The organism is Methylobacterium sp. WL69 (assembly GCF_008039485.1).
In the GTDB taxonomy this organism is placed as follows: Bacteria; Pseudomonadota; Alphaproteobacteria; order Rhizobiales; family Beijerinckiaceae; genus Methylobacterium.
In genome coordinates, this window is record NZ_VRUZ01000036.1 from 1 (window position 1) to 18,094 (window position 18,094).

General features: G+C 59.6%; 13 protein-coding genes. 4 read left to right on the forward strand and 9 right to left on the reverse strand.

What is annotated here, in order from left to right; translation table 11 throughout:
* Nucleotides 1–58 precede the first annotated feature (58 nt).
* The 4 genes from FV218_RS11875 to FV218_RS11890 all read right to left on the reverse strand — a co-directional run bounded on the left by FV218_RS11875 (nucleotide 59) and on the right by FV218_RS11890 (nucleotide 5,135).
* On the reverse strand, nucleotides 59–958 hold the full coding sequence (locus FV218_RS11875; RefSeq protein WP_147709857.1) for a site-specific integrase: 900 nt from the start codon (nucleotides 956–958) through the stop codon (nucleotides 59–61).
* Nucleotides 948–2,054: a hypothetical protein gene (locus FV218_RS11880; protein ID WP_147709858.1), complete on the reverse strand. Its 1,107-nt coding sequence runs from the start codon at nucleotides 2,052–2,054 to the stop codon at nucleotides 948–950. Before FV218_RS11880 ends, FV218_RS11875 begins: the two co-directional genes overlap by 11 nt.
* Nucleotides 2,055–2,399: 345 nt before the next feature.
* Nucleotides 2,400–3,374 (reverse strand): hypothetical protein, encoded by a 975-nt coding sequence (locus FV218_RS11885; protein ID WP_147709859.1) that lies wholly within the window; start codon nucleotides 3,372–3,374, stop codon nucleotides 2,400–2,402.
* A 72-nt stretch (nucleotides 3,375–3,446) separates the two neighbouring features.
* Nucleotides 3,447–5,135, reverse strand: a complete 1,689-nt coding sequence (locus FV218_RS11890; protein WP_147709860.1) for a site-specific integrase — start codon at nucleotides 5,133–5,135, stop codon at nucleotides 3,447–3,449.
* 243 nt (nucleotides 5,136–5,378) lie between these two features.
* Between FV218_RS11890 and FV218_RS11895 the strand changes: the two genes are divergently transcribed.
* Nucleotides 5,379–6,698 (forward strand): integrase, encoded by a 1,320-nt coding sequence (locus tag FV218_RS11895; protein ID WP_246685085.1) that lies wholly within the window; start codon nucleotides 5,379–5,381, stop codon nucleotides 6,696–6,698.
* A gap of 269 nt (nucleotides 6,699–6,967) precedes the next feature.
* Nucleotides 6,968–7,690, forward strand: coding sequence for a DNA-binding protein (locus tag FV218_RS11900; RefSeq protein WP_147709861.1), 723 nt, complete (start codon nucleotides 6,968–6,970; stop codon nucleotides 7,688–7,690).
* 97 nt (nucleotides 7,691–7,787) lie between these two features.
* On the opposite strand, the gene FV218_RS11905 is transcribed toward FV218_RS11900, so the two are convergent.
* The 5 genes from FV218_RS11905 to FV218_RS11925 all read right to left on the reverse strand — a co-directional run bounded on the left by FV218_RS11905 (nucleotide 7,788) and on the right by FV218_RS11925 (nucleotide 13,623).
* A complete protein-coding gene (locus tag FV218_RS11905; RefSeq protein ID WP_147709862.1) occupies nucleotides 7,788–9,920 on the reverse strand; it encodes a hypothetical protein in 2,133 nt (710 codons plus the stop codon).
* A 737-nt stretch (nucleotides 9,921–10,657) separates the two neighbouring features.
* A complete protein-coding gene (locus FV218_RS11910) occupies nucleotides 10,658–10,888 on the reverse strand; it encodes a hypothetical protein (RefSeq protein ID WP_147709863.1) in 231 nt (76 codons plus the stop codon).
* Nucleotides 10,881–11,228 carry a hypothetical protein gene (locus FV218_RS11915; RefSeq protein ID WP_147709864.1) on the reverse strand — a complete coding sequence of 116 codons (348 nt, stop codon included), beginning with the start codon at nucleotides 11,226–11,228 and terminating at the stop codon, nucleotides 10,881–10,883. Before FV218_RS11915 ends, FV218_RS11910 begins: the two co-directional genes overlap by 8 nt.
* Nucleotides 11,221–13,221: an AAA family ATPase gene (locus tag FV218_RS11920; RefSeq protein ID WP_147709865.1), complete on the reverse strand. Its 2,001-nt coding sequence runs from the start codon at nucleotides 13,219–13,221 to the stop codon at nucleotides 11,221–11,223. The genes FV218_RS11915 and FV218_RS11920 overlap by 8 nt, the downstream gene beginning before the upstream one ends.
* Nucleotides 13,222–13,410: 189 nt before the next feature.
* Nucleotides 13,411–13,623, reverse strand: a complete 213-nt coding sequence (locus FV218_RS11925; protein WP_147709866.1) for a hypothetical protein — start codon at nucleotides 13,621–13,623, stop codon at nucleotides 13,411–13,413.
* Nucleotides 13,624–14,120: 497 nt separating this feature from the next.
* Here FV218_RS11925 and FV218_RS11930 point away from each other — a divergent pair, with 497 nt between their 5' ends.
* The gene (locus FV218_RS11930) at nucleotides 14,121–15,104 is read left to right on the forward strand and encodes a DUF1837 domain-containing protein (protein ID WP_147709867.1); all 984 of its coding nucleotides are present in this window, start codon (nucleotides 14,121–14,123) and stop codon (nucleotides 15,102–15,104) included.
* Nucleotides 15,101–17,635 carry a DEAD/DEAH box helicase gene (locus FV218_RS11935; RefSeq protein ID WP_147709868.1) on the forward strand — a complete coding sequence of 845 codons (2,535 nt, stop codon included), beginning with the start codon at nucleotides 15,101–15,103 and terminating at the stop codon, nucleotides 17,633–17,635. Before FV218_RS11930 ends, FV218_RS11935 begins: the two co-directional genes overlap by 4 nt.
* Nucleotides 17,636–18,094 lie beyond the last annotated feature (459 nt).

Sequence of the window (18,094 nt, forward strand, 5' to 3'; positions counted from 1 at the left end):
CGCTTCTGCCGGCTTCTTGGCCGGTCCGGATGTCTGCTTCATCTTCGCTCCTCAGGGGCTACGATGAACCAGCCATCCTCCGTTCGTGAAGACCCTCATTCTGTCCCACAGGTGCTGACGTCGGACATCGGATCACGAGCGAGACAGCCTCGCCGGAGAGACGTTCCTCCTTGACGTGGCCATGTCGATCGACGGGTCGGAAGATTGGCCCACTATGTATGTCCGAGTGCGAGAGCCAGGCCTGTAGAGCGGCTACGGGACAATTCCGTGTTCGGCCGTAAGGAATGCCAATTTCGCGGCCCTTGCCTTCCTGATCGGTTTTCGAGAAGCGCAGCGTCGCAATGAGCCCCTGACGAACTTGCACGATGTCGTCGTGGTCGAGGCCTACCAACTCTGAACGGCGAAATCCTCCCAAAAAACCCAGCAGCAGCAACGCGCGATCGCGTGTATCTCGTACCGTCTCGTTGAGGCTGTTAAGCACGAGGACGAGGTCCTCCTTAAGAAGCGGCTTGGCTTGCCGCTGCGCAGTTCCGCGAGTGCGTTTAATTCCCCGCAGGGTCGCTCGCACAATTTCAGAACGGCACGGGTTAGGATGCCCGGCCATCTCATGAACCTTCGAGAGGGTGGCGATGCGGCGGACGAGAGTCGCCACGCTTAGGTCGTCAGCGTAGGCAGCGAGGTAGGACGCTACGTGCTCCGGGGAGGCGGGCAGCCGACCGCCCCACGCTTCAAAGTGAATGAGATCGGACTGGTAGGCACGGCGGGTACTCTCAGAAATGCTGTTTGCGGCAAGTTCCGCTACCCGTGCCAAGAGGGTGTCCTGTTCCTCTCTGACAGCCACCACAGGGCATCGATCAGCCCAAGTGACATTAATTGCACTTAGGTCAAGCTGTATACGATCGCTCCTGTTGGGGCCCGATAAGTGATGATTATGACGAGTGAGCGCGTCAGAGAGCATGGCGGACGCTCCCCATTACGGCAGCGCGGATCTCGTTGAGGCTGGGGACGTCGCTCCTTATCAGCGTCAGCACCTCGACCGCCTCTGAAGGGCTTAGACCCTGGCACTCGATGTCGAGAAGGCGCCGAAGCTCGAGGGCGATAGGCCAGCGCAGGCGGCGAGCAACGAGCCCACCTTCGACCCGGAAGAGAATGCCACCGAGCATGTCGAGCCGCTTAGCTGGTGGAATGCGGTCCCGGACCCACTTCGCCGTGTTTGTCTCGCCTGCCCCGAACTGATTCAAGGCAGCTCGGCCTTCGCGGGTATAGATGTCCAACGCCCAACCGGGTACGGGACCGATCATCGCTTGCTCGGGCAGATCGTCATCCTCGACGCTGCTCCCCTTTGGCTTCCTGTCGGCCATAAGCATTCCGACGAAGGGACACAAAACCTCTCGGGTGCGCCGGAAGCCCTCTCGCGCAATTTCGACCATCGTTGGCGGCGTCCCAAGCTCGTCGAGGAGATCGAACACGATGGTCGGCTCGCCTCGATACGCCCGGAGGTGGCGAGAAGGCCTACGATCCGTCCCAAGCACGTACCACAGAGCAAGTGCCCGCTCCTGCAGGGTGGCTTGGCTCAGCACGATCCGTCGCAGCTGATGGACCGACAGTTCGGCTTGGGTCTGACGGGCTTGTGTGAGATCGGGATGGAGTTCCACGCTCATGAGCAGATCGTCGGCCCCGCGACACTTAGGTGCCTCAGCCATCGCTTCGACGATGAAGCTGGCAACCTGCCACTCCCCACCGAGGGTTACGCGTATTCGTTTACCGCCGAGTGCGGCAGTCACAAGACCGACAGTCTCGGGATCTGCGGCTCCCACATCCTCGAATGCGATGCCTCCGCAGCGCCGCCAGAGCCGCTCAGGTGAGTCCGTCAGCAGCCTCGCTGCAGCCTGCAGGGCAAGGCGTGGGAGGCCACGGCGAATGGCCTTCTGGAGAAGGCTCATTGCGATCCATGGGGAGACTGGCAGAGGATCAAAGGCAGGGAGTTGAGGGCGTGATGCGATCTGCTTTCCAAGCTGATCACGGAAGTCTGCGAGTACGTCAGGGCCGAACATGTACCTCTCCTTGAAACCAAGGGAGGTCGAAAACGTCTGACCCTCTATGACTTTAGCTTAATTGCGGTACTGATAAAGAGGGCTGGCGACCACGGCCAATTTAATGCGAAGTCTCCGTCAATTATCTTCGCCGAACAGCCATAACGAAGTCGCAAAAAATGAAGAAAAGCTTCAGTGTCTCTGATCGGAAAGCAGTTCCTTTTTCCACCCTCAATCCTCTGCTAAACACTTGCTTGGCACTACGTGAGCTAAACACCCGGCAATGTGCCTCAACCTGTCCCTCAACTCATGAGGTACATAATTTTTGTCCCCACGATGAAGCCGGGTTTCTGGGGACATATATTTTCAGTCTGGCCAGTCCTTGAGCGGGACCAACCTCATGTTTTTTAAGGTCTCAGGCCATTGCGCCCACACCTTCTTTACGTCCCACCAAGGCTGCTCGTATCCTTTGAAGTGCTTCCGATAGACGGTCATTTTTGCCTGGGGTAGCAACTTGAGGGCTGGGCCGAGCGTCCGCCTTGCAACGCTATCTAAAAACAAAGTCCATATGTATTTGTTCTTCGGCGTTTCCTCCCCCGCAGGAGGGCCGGGCGGCGTCGACACGATATTGAACCCGAGGAACGGATTATCTAGCTTGCCGAGCTGTGATAAGGATTTGCCGAGTTTTTTTAAGCGCTTCTCAATTCGAACAGTTGGTACGGGGAGGGGCTTACCACTTGCCGCCATCTCTGCACTTTTCGAATAAACCGCGAGCTGATTACCGGTCGGCTTTCCAACGTAGATCGTTTTCAGCTTCGCTTGTTTTTCATAGGTTTTCGTAACCAGCACCTGCTGAGGAAGCAGATGGAAATGGTGCATCCGAATCCCTTGGACATCGACAGCTATGTCTAGCCGAGATATTTTGCCCTTCTCGTATAGGAAGTCCCAGCCCCCAATGGGCAGTAGGTGGTGCAATACCTCGCGCAGTGCTCCCATCCCGAATGGTCCCGCCCTCACGGGATTGAACTCAAGCCTCAGATCCGGGAAGTAGCTCTTCTTTGGGTCGAAAGAGATGTGAGCTGTTTCCTCCCCAAGTGCAATTAACTTCACAATCGCATATGCGGCTGATGGGTGGGCGTCCTTGAGCACATTGGCTTCTTGCAACTCGGCGAACGCAGAGTGGGTCTTGTTCCAGCAGCTGTGAGGCAGCTTCGCCGTAATGACTATTTTGTCGACAAGCAGGATGACAGTAGGAGTCGAGCCGCTTTCCTCGGTGCCCTGCGCAGGCGCCTCCGAGGATGTTTTCCCCTTGTTAGAGGCCTTCCAAAAATTCATCGGCACGGGGCATAATCTCGACGTCTTCCCGATCTAGCACCAACCTCGTTAACACTTCAGCGCGCGACCGCCCTCTCGCTAAACGGTCGCGGCTGATCTGATTGCTGGTACGGGGTACTCGACCCTCTCGATCGCCTCCCTCAGCTTGGTCAATGAGAGGCCCTGACCGTAGTTGTCGTGCGTGTCTTCGCCCTCGTGTCCCGCAATCTCTAGGCGGACCTCTTTAGGCACCCCAGCCTCTTTCATCGCCTGGATCATATTATGCCGGAAGCTGTGAAAGGTTGTTTTCTTAGTCCAGAAGCTGATCGCGCGGCCGTAACGACCCCAATGTTTCGTAAAATTTGCGGAGGGATAGCCGTCAAGCCCGAAGCTCACGTCCTCGAAGATGCGCTCGCCCTTCTTTGCTTTGGCGACATGATCTAAAAATCCTGCTTCAATCAAGGCTCTATGAATTGGCACCCTGCGGACGCCCGCAGCAGTCTTGATATGCTTATTCTCGTTTTCGCCCTTCGAAACGTCAAAGTACCAAATCTCACTCTCATGCTTCACGTCAGATTTGAGCAGCTGCACAATCTCGCCAAGTCTCATACCCGAATATAGGCCGATCCAAGGAATCCAGAACTTGCCGTCGCGGATTAGCATGTCGCCCGGCTCCATCCGACGACTAGGTGTACGATGACCAGTCAAAGCTGGTGACGTGAAAATCGTGTTCAGTTGCTCCGCAGAGTAAGGGAAACGCGAGTCCTTTTTGCTGCCCTTCTTGACAGCCGGCAGCTTCACATTAGCTCCTGGCTGTTTCGGTATCAGCTCCATCGCCTCAGCCCATTTTAGTGCGGCTTTAGCAAAGCGGAAGAGCTTTTCCTGAGTCGCAGGTTCAAGCCTCTGACCGCTGATGTTTGCAGCTGCGGCCTCCACAAGCGAAGTCTTGCTCTTCAGCTTGGCGTAGTTTGGGGGGACAGTGCCGATTACCTGTGCGAGAAGAGCTACGTCGGCTGTCGTGATGCTCGTAGCTGGCTTGTCCGCCCCGATCACTGCATAGGCAAGGCGGAGTGAACGCGAGAGGTCGCCGAGCGTCTTCTGCTGGTTTCCTGCCTTCCCAGCGTAGGCAAGATAGCGGTCGCCTAGCATTTCGAACGTTAGGACCGAAGGCGCAGTAGCTGGCTCTTCACCGGGTAAAGGCGGGAGGGTGTTGGTCTTCAGGCCTTCGAACAGCGGATCGCGGAGAGAAGCCTCATCGTACCTTCCCTCCAACCGCGCCGCGAGGATGCGGGCGTTCTCAACCCTAGCTCTTGCAACGCCTTCACATGCGTGCTGAACGGCCTCTAGCGGTTGCGACTCCATGTCTAAAGGCGATTGGGCGAGGAGATTGCGTGCGGCGCTGACGATATCTGGCCCAAACGATTGTGTAGCAAGCTGGTGGCGGAGCCGCACAATGTCCTCGCGGAGGCCAATCACCTCCGTCTTCGTGTCGATCATCGTGTCGCCCGGCAGGAGGCGCGCAAATTCCAGTCCTTTGTCGAGGCTTTCCTGCATGTAGGACCGGAGACGGTCATCAATCTCACTGAATGTCAGCTCGGGCATCCGGCCCAACTCCTCGAACAGCATCTCGCATGCCTCGCTCAGACGTCGCGCCCGCGTCCGAGCCATCAAGAGGTCGCTCGTTCGCAGCGTTGTTTTCACCTCGGTGCGACGTATGGCTGAGACGAGCGCTTTTGGCACTGCCATGCGAAAATAGAAGATGCCTTCGCGTCTGACGAGTCGCGGCATTGAGCGCACGCAGGACGTCCCTCTGTACCAGGATTCTGTACCAGAGAGAGGGGTCGGCGGTGGTGCCCGGAAAATTTGTGAGTTGCATAAAGCGGTTGCAACTAAAGTGGCGGAGACGGAGGGAGTTTCCCTGTAGGAACGCTAACCCATTGTTAACCATATAAGTGTTTGCGTGTGCTGAGGTTTCCGGGACATGACCAGGGACAAATCGGGGACATATGGCCCCCGCCAGGGGTCTCCCTCGTGCCTCGCAAGCCCCATCCCAAGAACGCCTACCTGGAGATGCACGACGGCCACTACCGCGTGACGATGGGCGTCCCCGCGCCACTGCGCGGCATACTCGGCAATCGCCTGAAGCACTCCCTCGGGACCAAGTCGCTCATCTCGGCGAACGTCCTCAAGGTCCCCGTCGTCAAGCTGTTCAAGTCGCGCATCGAGAAGGCCTGGGAGACCATCGGCGGACGGAAGAGGTCCGAGCTTCAGGAAGCCGTCTCGTGGGCGAAGGTGCTGGGCGATGCCGGCCTGCCGGGCGGCGATGCTCACGACCACTATGCCCAGCAGCTCCGCGAGCGGGTGGCCGAGATCAAGCAGAAGGGGTCTCGCTGGATCACGGATGTCGACGAGGACGGGGAGGCCTACGAGGTTGAGGTGTTCACGAACGAGTCCCTGAAGGCGGCCGAGACCTTCTCCGCGGTTGCACGTGGGACGGCGACGCCCATCGCTCTTCACCACGACGCCTACATGAAGACATTGAAGATCAAGGCGCGGTCCCTGACCGACGATCCGAGGTCGCTCAAGATCCTGCTCGACTGGTGCGCCGCGCGTGAGATCCAGCCCTATCTGGAGCGGATCGACATCAAGGTCGCCGTTCGCTTCATGGACGAGCTTCAGGACTTCACCGGCTTGAGCTGGGCCACCTCGGCGAAGTACCTCGGCCGGCTGAACCGGTACTGGACCTATCTCGTCCGGCGAACGCCCATCGACCGGAACCCCTTCGAAGGCCTGAACCTGGAGAAGCCGACGGCAAACCGCAGCGAGGAGGAGAGGTCGTTCAAGGACGTCGAGGTTCAGACCCTCCTGATGGGCAAGGCTGATCCGGGTATGATGGACGTCATGCTCATCGCGGCGCTAACGGGTGCGCGGCTGGACGCCGTCATCGACCTGCGGGTGGGGGAGTGCGCCGACGGCTGGTTCACTTTCAAGCCGCAGAAGAAAGAGGTCTCGGCACGCGACGTACCGATCCATCCCGACCTACGTCACCTCGTCGCCGCGCGCGTGAAGGGGAAGTCACCCGAGGACGACCTTTTTCCGGAATGGCCCGGCCCCGCGGCTACGGACTCGATGCGTGAGCGGAGCGCTTACTTCTCGAAGCGTTTTACTAAGTACCGGAGGGATCTCGGGGTCGACGAGGTGGTCGAAGGCAAGCGCCGGTCGCTGGTCAACTTCCATAGCTTCCGGCGCTGGTTCATCACCAAGGGGGAGCGCGCGGACATCGACGGCAACCTGCTGGCAGCCATCGTCGGGCACAAGCGATCGGGGTTGACCCTGGGCCGCTACAGCTAGCGTCCCGAGATGCCGGCAGCGATAAAGGCCGTCGCAAGGGTCAGGCTTCCTCCCCTCGACGGTAGCCCCATTACAGAGGCGCAGGCTTTGACGCCACGCAGCCGGAAGTCTCCCACGAAAGCCGGCCAGGCCAAATAGGCCAATGTTCGCCACTAGGTCGGAGGGCCTACCCATCATCGTGAACCGTAACGGCAGGTGCCGGCCGTTACGGCTGCTCGAAAGGTAGCAGTTACCTTCATGGTGCATCCTTACAAAAAAGGGGGTGTTCCATGGTTGCGAAAGCAGAGATCTACCAAGTGGCTGACCGCATGGTCGCTGAAGGCAAAGTTCCCAAAAACCGTGAGATAAGAGACCGGCTTAGCACAAAGGGTTCTCTGGAGGACATTTCGCCAATCTTCAAGCAGTGGCGTGAAGAGCGACGATACAGTGCGGCACTCGCCTCTCTTATGTTGTCAGATGCTGAAGCCACCGCATTAGCAAATGCGGTGGCTTCATTGAGGGCTCCATCTATGGCAACTAAAAAAGCGGAGGCTGCAAGCCCATCGAATGTTGGCCTCCCGGAAGCCACAAAGATTTTGACCGCTGATATTGAGGCCGAGCTTATTGCTTTGAAGAACGAGAATGCACGGCTTCGCACCGAGACTGTCGAAGCTCGCTCGCTGAAAGCTTCCATCTCCTTTTTGAAGCCAGTCCGTTCAAAAGGTGATCGACCAAAAGGGGTCTATGCCGCCACCCAACGCTTTTTCTGGAATGCCGTAATGAGAGAAATCTATGGCCTCCTCAAAGACGGCCCTAAAGACGCATCGAAGATATTAGACCAGCTTAATCCAGACACTTTGCTGATGGTTCAGATGCTAGGGAACGAAGCCCTCGACGAACCAGAACTTGTATCACAGATGCGAAAACGTAAAAACGAAGGGTACTACTTTTCCGAACCCATCGACCGTACTTTCGCACGAAATGGCAAAATCCGCGGCCGCCCAATTCTATGATAGATTGGCGGACAGGATCGGGGCAAGCCAGACGCTGAGGGCGTCTTGAATGCCTCCGATCTCGTCATCGTGGTGCCGTAACGACGAAAGTCAGCCGTTACGCAGCATCCGTCCAGAGCTCTACGGGGACCCACCCTTCTGGGTCCATATCTTCCGGTTCATCAAGTTGCTCGCGTAGCGGGGTAGTCGCAATGAAATGCTCTATGTCGAAATAGCTCTGCTCTCCCATCGACGAATGCATTTCCCATCCGCCTGGATCGCAGCCAAGCGAGCTTATCATCCTCTTGCGGATATCGTCTGTGTCGAGAAGGCGTTCGGTATATAGGTCGGCAAACAGCCTTGCTGGGACGATGCGCCCGCCTATCGATACGTCGGCTTCGAATGGCTCGATTTGGTTGTGCTCGAACCACGTCGGGAGGTTCCGCAGGTAGTAGCGCCATCCGAAGGTTTCTCCGACGGCCAACGGAGCGCCTGGAGCCATCGGGACGACACGGAACTCGCCCCGGACGCTCTCGATGATGCCTTCGCATCCGTGGTGGCGTCCTACGACATGCTGAAGCCCACGCGGCGGGTAATGGGGCTGTGTCGGATCCTGATATTCGATGGGTCCGCCCATCTGCAGTATGTTGGCTGCCGCCTGAACGGCCGAGTGCCTTTCCCAACCTCCCGGATCTCTGCCGAGGTCGGCGATCATCCGCTCCCGAACAGCATCGGTCGTCACCACCGCTTGGCTATCCATGTCCACAAAAATGCGAGATGGGACCACCTCGTACTCTATGAGGAGCTCTGCATCGAGGATGGCAATCCGGGCGATCTCGAACCAAGCGTCCAAGTGCGGCAGGAGGTATTTGGACCCGGCAGACTCGTACTCGCTCAGGTGCAAAAACGGCGTAACGGGCTTGTAGGAAACTTGACGGAAACGGCCCTGAACACCATCGATCAGGCCCACGTTTTCGACCGTTTTCCCTGCCAAACCCGTCAAATCCCTAGTTAGGCCGCGGGGCAATGCTTCACTTATAACCCCATCTTTGAGCGCTTCACGCCTTGCGGCGGCAATGGCCTTGGCGGAATTTTGACGGAAAAGGGACCCGCCGGACAGTTCGTCGAGCTCCAGGAGAATGCCCTCGACCGATGCCATGGCGGAAGCGAGGTACTCCTCATCGAACATGCCATACCTCATGTGGTTCTTAGTGAAGACGGCATGGCCCATCCAAACCATCTGCTCGATAGCATGGGCCTTGGGCACGCCGTACAGCTTGCGCGCCTTGCGCATCTCGGTACCCATGAAGTCGCGAATACAGGAAGGCATGAAATCGCGGATACCCAGAGCCTTGCAGAGCGTTCTTGTCTTTTTATCAATGATTGCAAGCGTCGAGTTGACCCAATGGTCTTCTGGCCATCCGCGAACCTCAGCTAAAATCGCATCAGCAAACGGCAGGATCGGGCGCACCTTCTTTGTTGGGTTCATAGTGGCAGGTAGCAGGTTGAACAGACGTGTCCCTTCAATCATGCTCGTGCTGTGTGCTTGCAGTGCGCACCCGGGCCTTGAAGCCCATGTCAACGTGAGAAGAAACCAGCGTCTGAGAAGCTCATCATCTGCCGCAGCTTCAATTAAGCGAGCCATATTCTCCAATGTCGGATGCTTATTTAGCGGCTTTGGGTAACTCATATCTAGCTTGTCACAAATAGCCTCGACATTCGACATTACCCTGTGTCGATTATTAATGAAGAGCCCGTATGTCTCTCCCCATTCCTCTACCCAGGTGATAGCCGCCGAGGCAAACCTCATTGCATTCGCCATATAGTTCGGCGCTCGGCCTTCCTTCTGATAGCGCTCCAGAATTCTGAGTTGGAATGGCTTAGTGAAGCGCCCAACAGTCACAGTAATGTCGATTGCCTGGATTGCTTCGACCAAAATCTTAGTTGCTCCGCCCCAGGTATCAGTCTTGAGGTTGGCGTTCTTCAAATAGCAATCTAGAACGACCATCATATGAGGGTCTTGCGCGAGGCCCGCCGCGTCTTGGCCCTTAGCCTTAACAATGGCGACAAGCTTCTCCTTTGCCTCATCGAGATCTGCAGTGCTCAGCGTAAGGCGGCGGTTCTTTCCCGTCTCTGGGACATACCAAAAGTAATAGAAATTCGGCGAATTGGGGACTTGATCGATCCAGTATACACCATACTGGAAAAGTCCGCGAGACTTAGGCTCCGGCGAATTAAGCTTTCTATACATGCAAAAACTGCCCATCAGATCAGAAGATTTCGATTTTATTAGATTTTTTATTTAACAAGCATCATCAGCTTTTTCTTGGCTTCTTCAAAATCTGTTGTGCCAAGCGAGTAACAGCGGAGATTTCCATCTCTCTCATCGTCTTTGACGAGGTAGTAGTATGGCGATCTTGATCGAATGCAGAGTTTGTGCCCCTTGTATTCCCAGTTGGTTGGGGTGAACTGTTGTTCAATCGTTCTAGGCATGGTGGAACATAATCCTGTAGAATGAGCCGATTTACAAAGTTGATGAGTTCGTCGCGCCGATAAAAAATTGTTCGCTTTCGGCGGAGGAAGCCGATGCGTCCTTCCTGTCGCGCATGCCGTAGTTCCTTGTCCTCAAGGACATGACCAAAGGCGGCGTAGGCCTGGGTCTCAGTAAGAAAGCTGTTTGCGAGGCAGCCAGAGTCGTCTGGGTTGGCATCACGACGATCTTCGATCTGCCTATCTCGCCCAGCGGAACTGGGCTCTTGGTCCGACATCATCGGAACCTCCAGTGCATATTTGATTGATGTGATGAATTCTCTGGAAAGGAACTTCCGGCCAGCGTTACCGGACTGTGACTAGCTAAACGGACCTCGGCGGATCCGTTTGGCTAATGCTGAGTAGCTATTTTATGCGATGGCGCCCGGCCCACTTGATCGAAGCCGCCGTAGATGTTGGCGGGGGGCAGGCGAACGAGGGTGGAGAACCCGGATTTCCTCAACGATGGCAATGACTGTCGGGTAACGGGAAAGAGATCACGTTACTCTCTGTCCGGCGCCGAAACTTGGCTTCCAGCGCCATTTCGTCGGCAAGCTGCATTCCCATGTCGACCTCGGTCAGGATCGAGCCGATGAGGTCGTCGAAAGTTTGCGGATCGAGGGTACGCCTTGCCCTCATCAGGTCCATGAGGACCGTTCCAATCTGCTCGTCGGCAGTGTCCCTACTCATGGCTGCCTCCCGTGCTGATCGAGCCGTCATCCTCAGCGCCAATCTCGGGCGGGGCTTCGGTGATGGCGCCTGCCATTTCGAGCTCGGTGCCCCGAGAGCCCATCCCTCGGCTGAGCGCCACGAACGGAAAGCGGATGACATTGCACCGCTTCGGACTCGTCGGAGGGGGCTCGTGGAGCAGCCCCGAGCGCCGTTCGGCCTCGGCCATGGCAGCCGCCCCAATCTCCTTCATGATGGCCCCGGCCAACGCCCTGAAGTGCTCCGGAGCGATGACTCGCTGGATCATGGAGAGGCGCTGGTGGACCTCCGTAACGAGTTCGGCTGACGTTACCTCACGCATGGTTGCCTCCTGTGATGAGCAGGGGCTCGTCGGTGACGGTTGGCTTCCGCTGAAATTCACCGATGATGCGGCGCAGTCCCTGGCCGTCGATGATCCGTGATGTGGCAAGAACGTGGGCCACGGCGTCGATCACGTCGGCGTTTGCGGCGACCTGCGATTGAGCCTGGGCATACAGCCGGGCGAGATCGCGCTCTACGACCGCTCTGAAGGTCGCATCGGTTCGCACGAGATCGATGGCCTGTTCATCGGTAGCTCGCATGGCAAGGCTTCCACCAAGGCCGAGCGCGGCGTGGCAGGACGCGATGATGCGGGTGGCGGTTCCGAGATCTGACGTGGGATGGCCCCCGGAGCCCGCGGAGACGGCGCCCCAGTGTTCATCCGCCGCCCTGCCGGCGAGGATTGTCACGACGTAGGCATTGAGCTCTTCTCGGGTGGGCGAACCCGAGCACAACAGCTTGGCCTTCATGTTGCCCGCCGTCATCCCGGTGGGGATGATGGAGACGTGGGAGACTTCCGAGACCCCCATGATGACGGACAGGCACGCATGGCTCGCCTCGTGTCTTGCCGTCGAAAGGATCTCAGCCGGGGAGCGCCTGTCCGGCGGAGCGATCTCGGCCATTAGGTCAGAAGCGACCATCGGGCGGCCGCCGATCCTAGCGGTCCTCCTGGCTGCCTTCACCCAGCCGGCGATCTCCGCACCCGTGGAACCTGCGCCCAGGGTCGCGAGGCCTGATAGGTCGAACCCCGCCAGGTCGTTCCCGAGATGCTGCCGCATGATGCCGGCGACGGCGCTCGCATCAGGACGCGGCAGATGGATGACACGATTGAGCCGGCCTGGGCGGATCAGGGCCTCGTCGAGCGAGCTCGCATGGTTGGTCGCGCCGATGATGACCAGCTTCCCGGCGTCGCCGGAGACGGCCGAGTCCAGCGCCAGCAGGATGTGCCCAATGATCGGCGTCCAGTAGTCCCGATTGCGGCTGCCGAGCGCCGATCTCCGGGGGAGTCCATCCAGCTCATCTAGGAGTAGTACCGCCGGTCCGTTTGCAACCGCCTGGGCGAGAAGCGTGTCGACGAACTTGATGACCTCGTTGATGTACCCGCCGGTCGATGAGAACCAGTGGGCGACCGAAGTCGGGACTAGGGGCATGCCCAGCGACTTGGCTACCGCGCGGGCGAAGGTGGTCTTGCCCAGGCCGGGGTCGGACGCGATCACCACGGCGCGGTCAATCTGGTCCCACGCAAGGTGACCCTCGCGCCATAGCTGCACGTCATCGATGAGCTTCAGCGCCCATTCCTGGGCGCCCTGGTAGCCATGGAGATCCCGGACGTGAGGGACGTCGCCGAGATGGGGATCGGCCATCGACCGAGATCGCGTCATGGCAGTCAGCCTGCGCACGCAGCCAGCCGCGGTAGACTGAATGCGGATGGCCGCGCACAGGTCGTGGAAGGAGAGGCCCGAGGCGACCCTGGGCGGAAGCTTGCGCGGGCGCTGCTTCGTCACCTCCCGGATCGTATCCGAGATGACCCTGTTCGAGGGCGTGGTGATCTCGATGCGGATGTCGGCCCCCGCCACTAGGGCAGCTGGGAGATACCGTTCCGGAAGGTTGGAGATTCCGACCACGTTGTGGTTGGCTGAGAGGTAACGGCCAACTTCGTCGTTACCCACCTCGGCGCGGTCCTGGAGACGGGAAGCCCCAGTCCTAGCCACGACGTGGGGGAAGGGGCCGAACCGCCGTAGGGCATCCTTGATCGGATCAACCCATTCGGCCGAGGGGACCTGGATGACGACGCCTACCGCGAGGAAACCTTGGATGCGGGCGCAATCCCGGACCGAGAACGCCTCTTCCAGGACCGCCCGCGCCAGGACGCTGGAAACGGGACGGGCCTGATGCGGTTCGAGTTCGGAGTCGGCGACCTCGGCGAGGTAGTCGTCGAGGCTGGAGGGCTGCTCGCCCTTTGCGAGCGTCTTGAGAGATGGTTGCTTCTTGGCCATGGGGCTGCCTCCGTCACGAGGCAGCCGGGCTCAATCGAGCGCGCCGGTCAGGCCTCGGGGGTTGGATCGGAAAAGAGTTCGGTGGCGCGGTTCTTGGTTATTCGAAGTTTCATCGGAAGCCTCTGGATGGGCGTTTCGCCATGTTCGGCGGGACCGGCCTCCTCGCGTCGGGGAGGGTGCTTGCGGCGGTCAGCGAGAGGGCTTGCTCGCCGTGGCGATGCGATGATCCAGCGTTACCAGGACGGCCCTCAGGGTGCCGGCGAGGCCATCCTCGCAGCGTGCGGCATCCTCGAAAATTCGACGGATCACCGTGGCGAGAAGGGCGTCGGTGCTGATCGCACGCGGCGGCGGGTCTGCGAACGATGGATAGGACTGCGTGTGTCGGGTCGGGGTATCGGTCATGACGCTCGCCTCGGACGGAGGCGAGCGGACGCAAACCGGTCAGGCCTCGGAGGAATTTCGGGGAATGGGCGCTGGTCCGCCGGTCGGCGGCAGGGCTATCCCTATGAGGCGGCGATGGGTCGACACGGTCCTGGCCCAGGCGATGAGTGATGCTCTCGAACCCGCGATATCGGGAACGGATGAGGAACGGAAATAAGGAACGTCGGCGCGCGAAAATCAAGCCCGCCGGAAGAAAACAACGGGTTTGGCGCTCGGAAATCAGCTTGGGGGTGTGGATCCCTTGGATATCTTGCCGGGGACGGCAGTACGCGAGGACGGGATCTTCAGCCCGATTAACCGCCAAAGCCGGAACGCAAGTTCCGATAAGTGGTTAGACTGTCAGGATATTCGAACTTCGCCGAAGATGGGCTTTAGGCTCCTGGACCCTCCATAGCGACGTTGTCCTGATAGCTCCGGACCTTGGGTGCCGGTTGGATGCCATTAGCGCTGAGGTCGTCGTGGACGGTGCCCCCTTCGATCCTGCCGAGCTTCAGAGAATACTCGCAGGCCTGACTAGCAGCCATGACGACCTGGGCGTCCGGATCCGTACGCTGACCCACACCACCAAGAGCGGCAGCGCGGACGTGCGATTGCATGGCCACTATTTTCCGTTCCGTGGCGGGAAACCCACCGTCGAGGAGTTCATCGAGCTGCTGACGACCAAACTCGTGTCGTTCTGCATGTCCCGGAAGTCCATCAACGCCGCCCAGGAAAAGTGGCGCGACCTGCCCGCCGAGAAACAGATCGAGAAGGTCCTGCACCTGCGCAACAAGGCGTTCGACCTCTTCAAGAAAGCCCAGCGCAACACCAACCGGAACGGCGAATTCGGGGAGGTCATCACCTACCTGCTGATCGAGTACGTGCTCAAGGCGCCTCAGCTCGTTGCCAAGATGAGCCTCAAGACCAACCGACAGATGCCCATTCACGGATCAGACGGCATTCACGTCAGCTTCGACCCGGCGACGGGCGGCCTCTCCCTGCTTTGGGGCGAGTCCAAGTGTTACGCTTCGGTCACGGATGCCATCTCGGAGGCGGCTGGATCCGTCGCCGAGAACCTCCGGCACGACAAGATGGGGCATGAGCTGTTCCTCATCGAGGAGCATGGCGACCTCTCGGCTTTTTCCGAGGCCGCCCAGGAAGCGCTCATGTCGTTCCTCAATCCGTTCAACGAAAATTACAACAAGCGCATCGATAGATCGGTCATCCTGATCGCGTTCGATTTCAAGCGATTCGCGGCCATGAATTCCCTTAAGCCCCATGAAGTGGAGGCTGCCTTCGAGGCCGCCCTCCGGACCGAGCTCGACGCATGTGCGGTCCGTCTCGACGGGCATCTCAAGAAGCATGGGATCGAGCATCACGCGCTCGACGTGTTCTTCCTGCCGGTGCCGTCCGTGCATGACTTCCGAACCGGGTTCCAGGACAGGATCGGCTGGGCCGCGTGATCGAGGCTCTGGGCGACCGGATCTGGGGCGCTGACGAGTTCCATGTCCGCAGGGCGGAACTGGGCGGGGCATGGTTGCAGCGCGAGCTTGGGATCGATCAGACGCTCGCCGTGTCGGATGCCGATCTCCTGCGCTGCGTGCAGGCCGCGACGATCCTCGCACTATCCGGCATTCCAGAGCGCCAAGGGGCGGCCTACGGCATCGCGGCTTGCGCGGCGGGCCTTGACCGCGAGGATCTACCCGGACTGGCGGGGGTCCTGCGTATCGTCCTGACCCGACTGGGCAACTTTCCCGCCCTCGCGTCGTCACCCCACGTCGAGACCTTCCGCAGGTTGCCGTTGCTCTCGGCGCTCGCGGAGGAGGTCCGTCGGGACGGCAACCGTATCGACATGGGTGACGTCCCGGTCGACCTCACCGATTTCCAACGCGACCTATGGCGCGATCTCTCCGACGGGGCCAACGTTTCCATTTCGGCACCCACCTCCGCCGGCAAGTCCTTCGTCCTGCAGTCGTACCTGCGAAGCCTTGCCCGGGACGGGAAGCTTTCCGTCGCATGCTACATCGTGCCCAGCCGGGCACTCATCGCCCAGGTTACCGAAGCCGTTTCCAAATGGCGTCGTACCGACGACCTGCAGGACTTCCAGATCGTGAACGTGCCGCTGTCGGCGGAGACCCGGCTTCCGAAACGGGCGATCTACGTGCTGACGCAGGAGCGGCTCCAGGCCATCATGGGAGCCCACCCCGAGTTTCATGCGGACGTCGTCATCTCCGATGAGGCGCAATCCATCGAGGACGGTTCCCGCGGCGTCCTTCTGCAGGACGTGATCGACCGGCTGATCGCCAAGCGTCCTGGGGCGCAATTCATCTTCGCCGGACCGAACATCCGTGACCCTGGGATCTTTGGCCGGATATTCGACCTTTCGGAGATGAAGCCGGTGTCGACGCGTTCGCCGGCGGTGCTCCAGAACCTCATCGTGGTGAAGACACGCTCTCCCCTCCAAAAACTCGTCGTCGAACGGATGGCGGGCGGGGGGCGGCTTCCGCTCGGGCATGTCGAGATCGACGGCCCGTTGCCCAGCATCAGGGAACGGTTGGTTCGCGTCGCCGAACGGTTCGGGCAATCGAAGCCATCCATCGTCTACGCCAATGGCCCCAGCGACGCGGAGCAGGTTGCACTCGGGCTAAGGGAGGTCTCTGCGGCGGATGCGTCGGAGGACCCTCGGATCCTGGAGCTCATCACCTTGGTCAAGGCCGCGGTGCACGAGCATTACGATCTCGTGAAGTGCCTGGAGAAGCGTGTCGGGTTCCACTACGGCCGCATCCCGGCAATCGTCAGGCGCGGGGTCGAGGCGGCCTTCGCCGACGGCGGCATCACCTACCTCGTTACGACCAGCACGCTGATTCAGGGCGTCAACTTCCCGGCAGCTAACCTCTTCGTGTGCAAGCCGAGGAAGGGACAGGCAGGCCCGTTGGGGACCGCCGAGTTCTGGAACCTCGCGGGACGCGCGGGTCGCTTGGGGCGCGAATTCCAGGGCAACGTCTTCCTGATCGACTACGACGATTGGGAGACGAAACCGGCCGACGAAGGGAACGAGGTCGACGTGCAAAGCGCCCTAAGGCGCACGTTGTCGGGGAGCTTCGAGGACGTCGTGAATTGCGCGCTGGAGCCTGCCCCGAAACGCGAAACGGCTGGAGTCGTCGACGTCGAGGCGACCTTCAGCAGATTGCTGTCTGACCTCGGATCCGGTCAGCTGGGCCGGACACTGGACAAGTGCGGGGTCGGGCGAGCCGATCAGGTTCGTCTCGTCGAAGCCCTGGAACAGGCGAGGATGCGGATCACCATCCCGCCGGCGGTCCTGGCAAAGTCCCCGACTGTTTCCCCCCTCCGGCAGCAGCGGCTGGCCGGCTACTTCGAGGCCGAGATCAAGGGTGGGGGCTTCAGGCGCCTAGAGGAGTTGCTACCTCGCCATCCCCGCGACGAGGATGCATGGATGCACCTCAGCGAAGTCTTCCGCGTCTGTCATGAGGAGCTCATGGGCATGGATGTGCCTAGATTGCATCTTCGCATGGCGGCGATTGCGGTGAAGTGGATGCGCGGGGAACAGCTTCCGGAAATCATCGAGGAAAACCGGCGTCGCGATAAGGACAAGTCTCTTTCCGCGGCGATCAGGGGCACGCTGAAAGACATCGAGGAGGAAATCCGGTTCAAGTATTTCCGCCTGACGCTATGCTACTTGGCGATCCTTGAGCATGTTCTGGTTGCGACGGGTCACACGGACTACGTCAAGAGCCTGCCGCCGCTGCCAGCCTTCCTTGAGGTCGGCGCGTCGGATCCCACGATGATCAGCTTCGTCGGGCTGGGTATATCCCGCTTCGTCGCGAGTACGCTCACGGACCGGACGCTGAACAAGCGCATGGACCAGGCGCAAGCGCTTGTCTGGCTCAGGGACCAGGATCTCGAAGCGATGCTCGGGACCGGCCTGATGCTGGCCGACGTGCATAGGGCGTTGGCGAATGCGCCAGCCGCCTAGGTAGGCTGGCGCGGTGGCTCAGGCTCCAGCCCGCGCTGGGGCAACGCAAGTCTTGTAGGAGAAGCGGGACCAGGTGCCGTCCCGTCGCACGGCCCTGAAGCACTGCGTCCCGAAATCAGCTTTTTGCACCTCGAAGTGGTCGATGCCATCGCCCGACCTCTCATCGTATTCGGGATGCCTTCGGAATAGGTCGCCGAGCTCCGCCGCATCCTCATCGGATACCCGGTCCCCTGGCCTATATCGCCTCAGCATGGACGCGAAATGCTCGCGCGCTCGTAATTGGTTGTCGAATTCTCGCGAGGCGAGGACCACTGGTTTTCCACGCGCCATATCTGCGTCTCCGCTTGATCCAGGCTATTTAAGGTTGTGAGTGCAGCCCTTCAAGATTGTCCAACTGATCCAGCGGATGATCATTAGCCTGTTTTGAGATCGCCTGGTGGTGCTTCAGGAGCGCCGGCG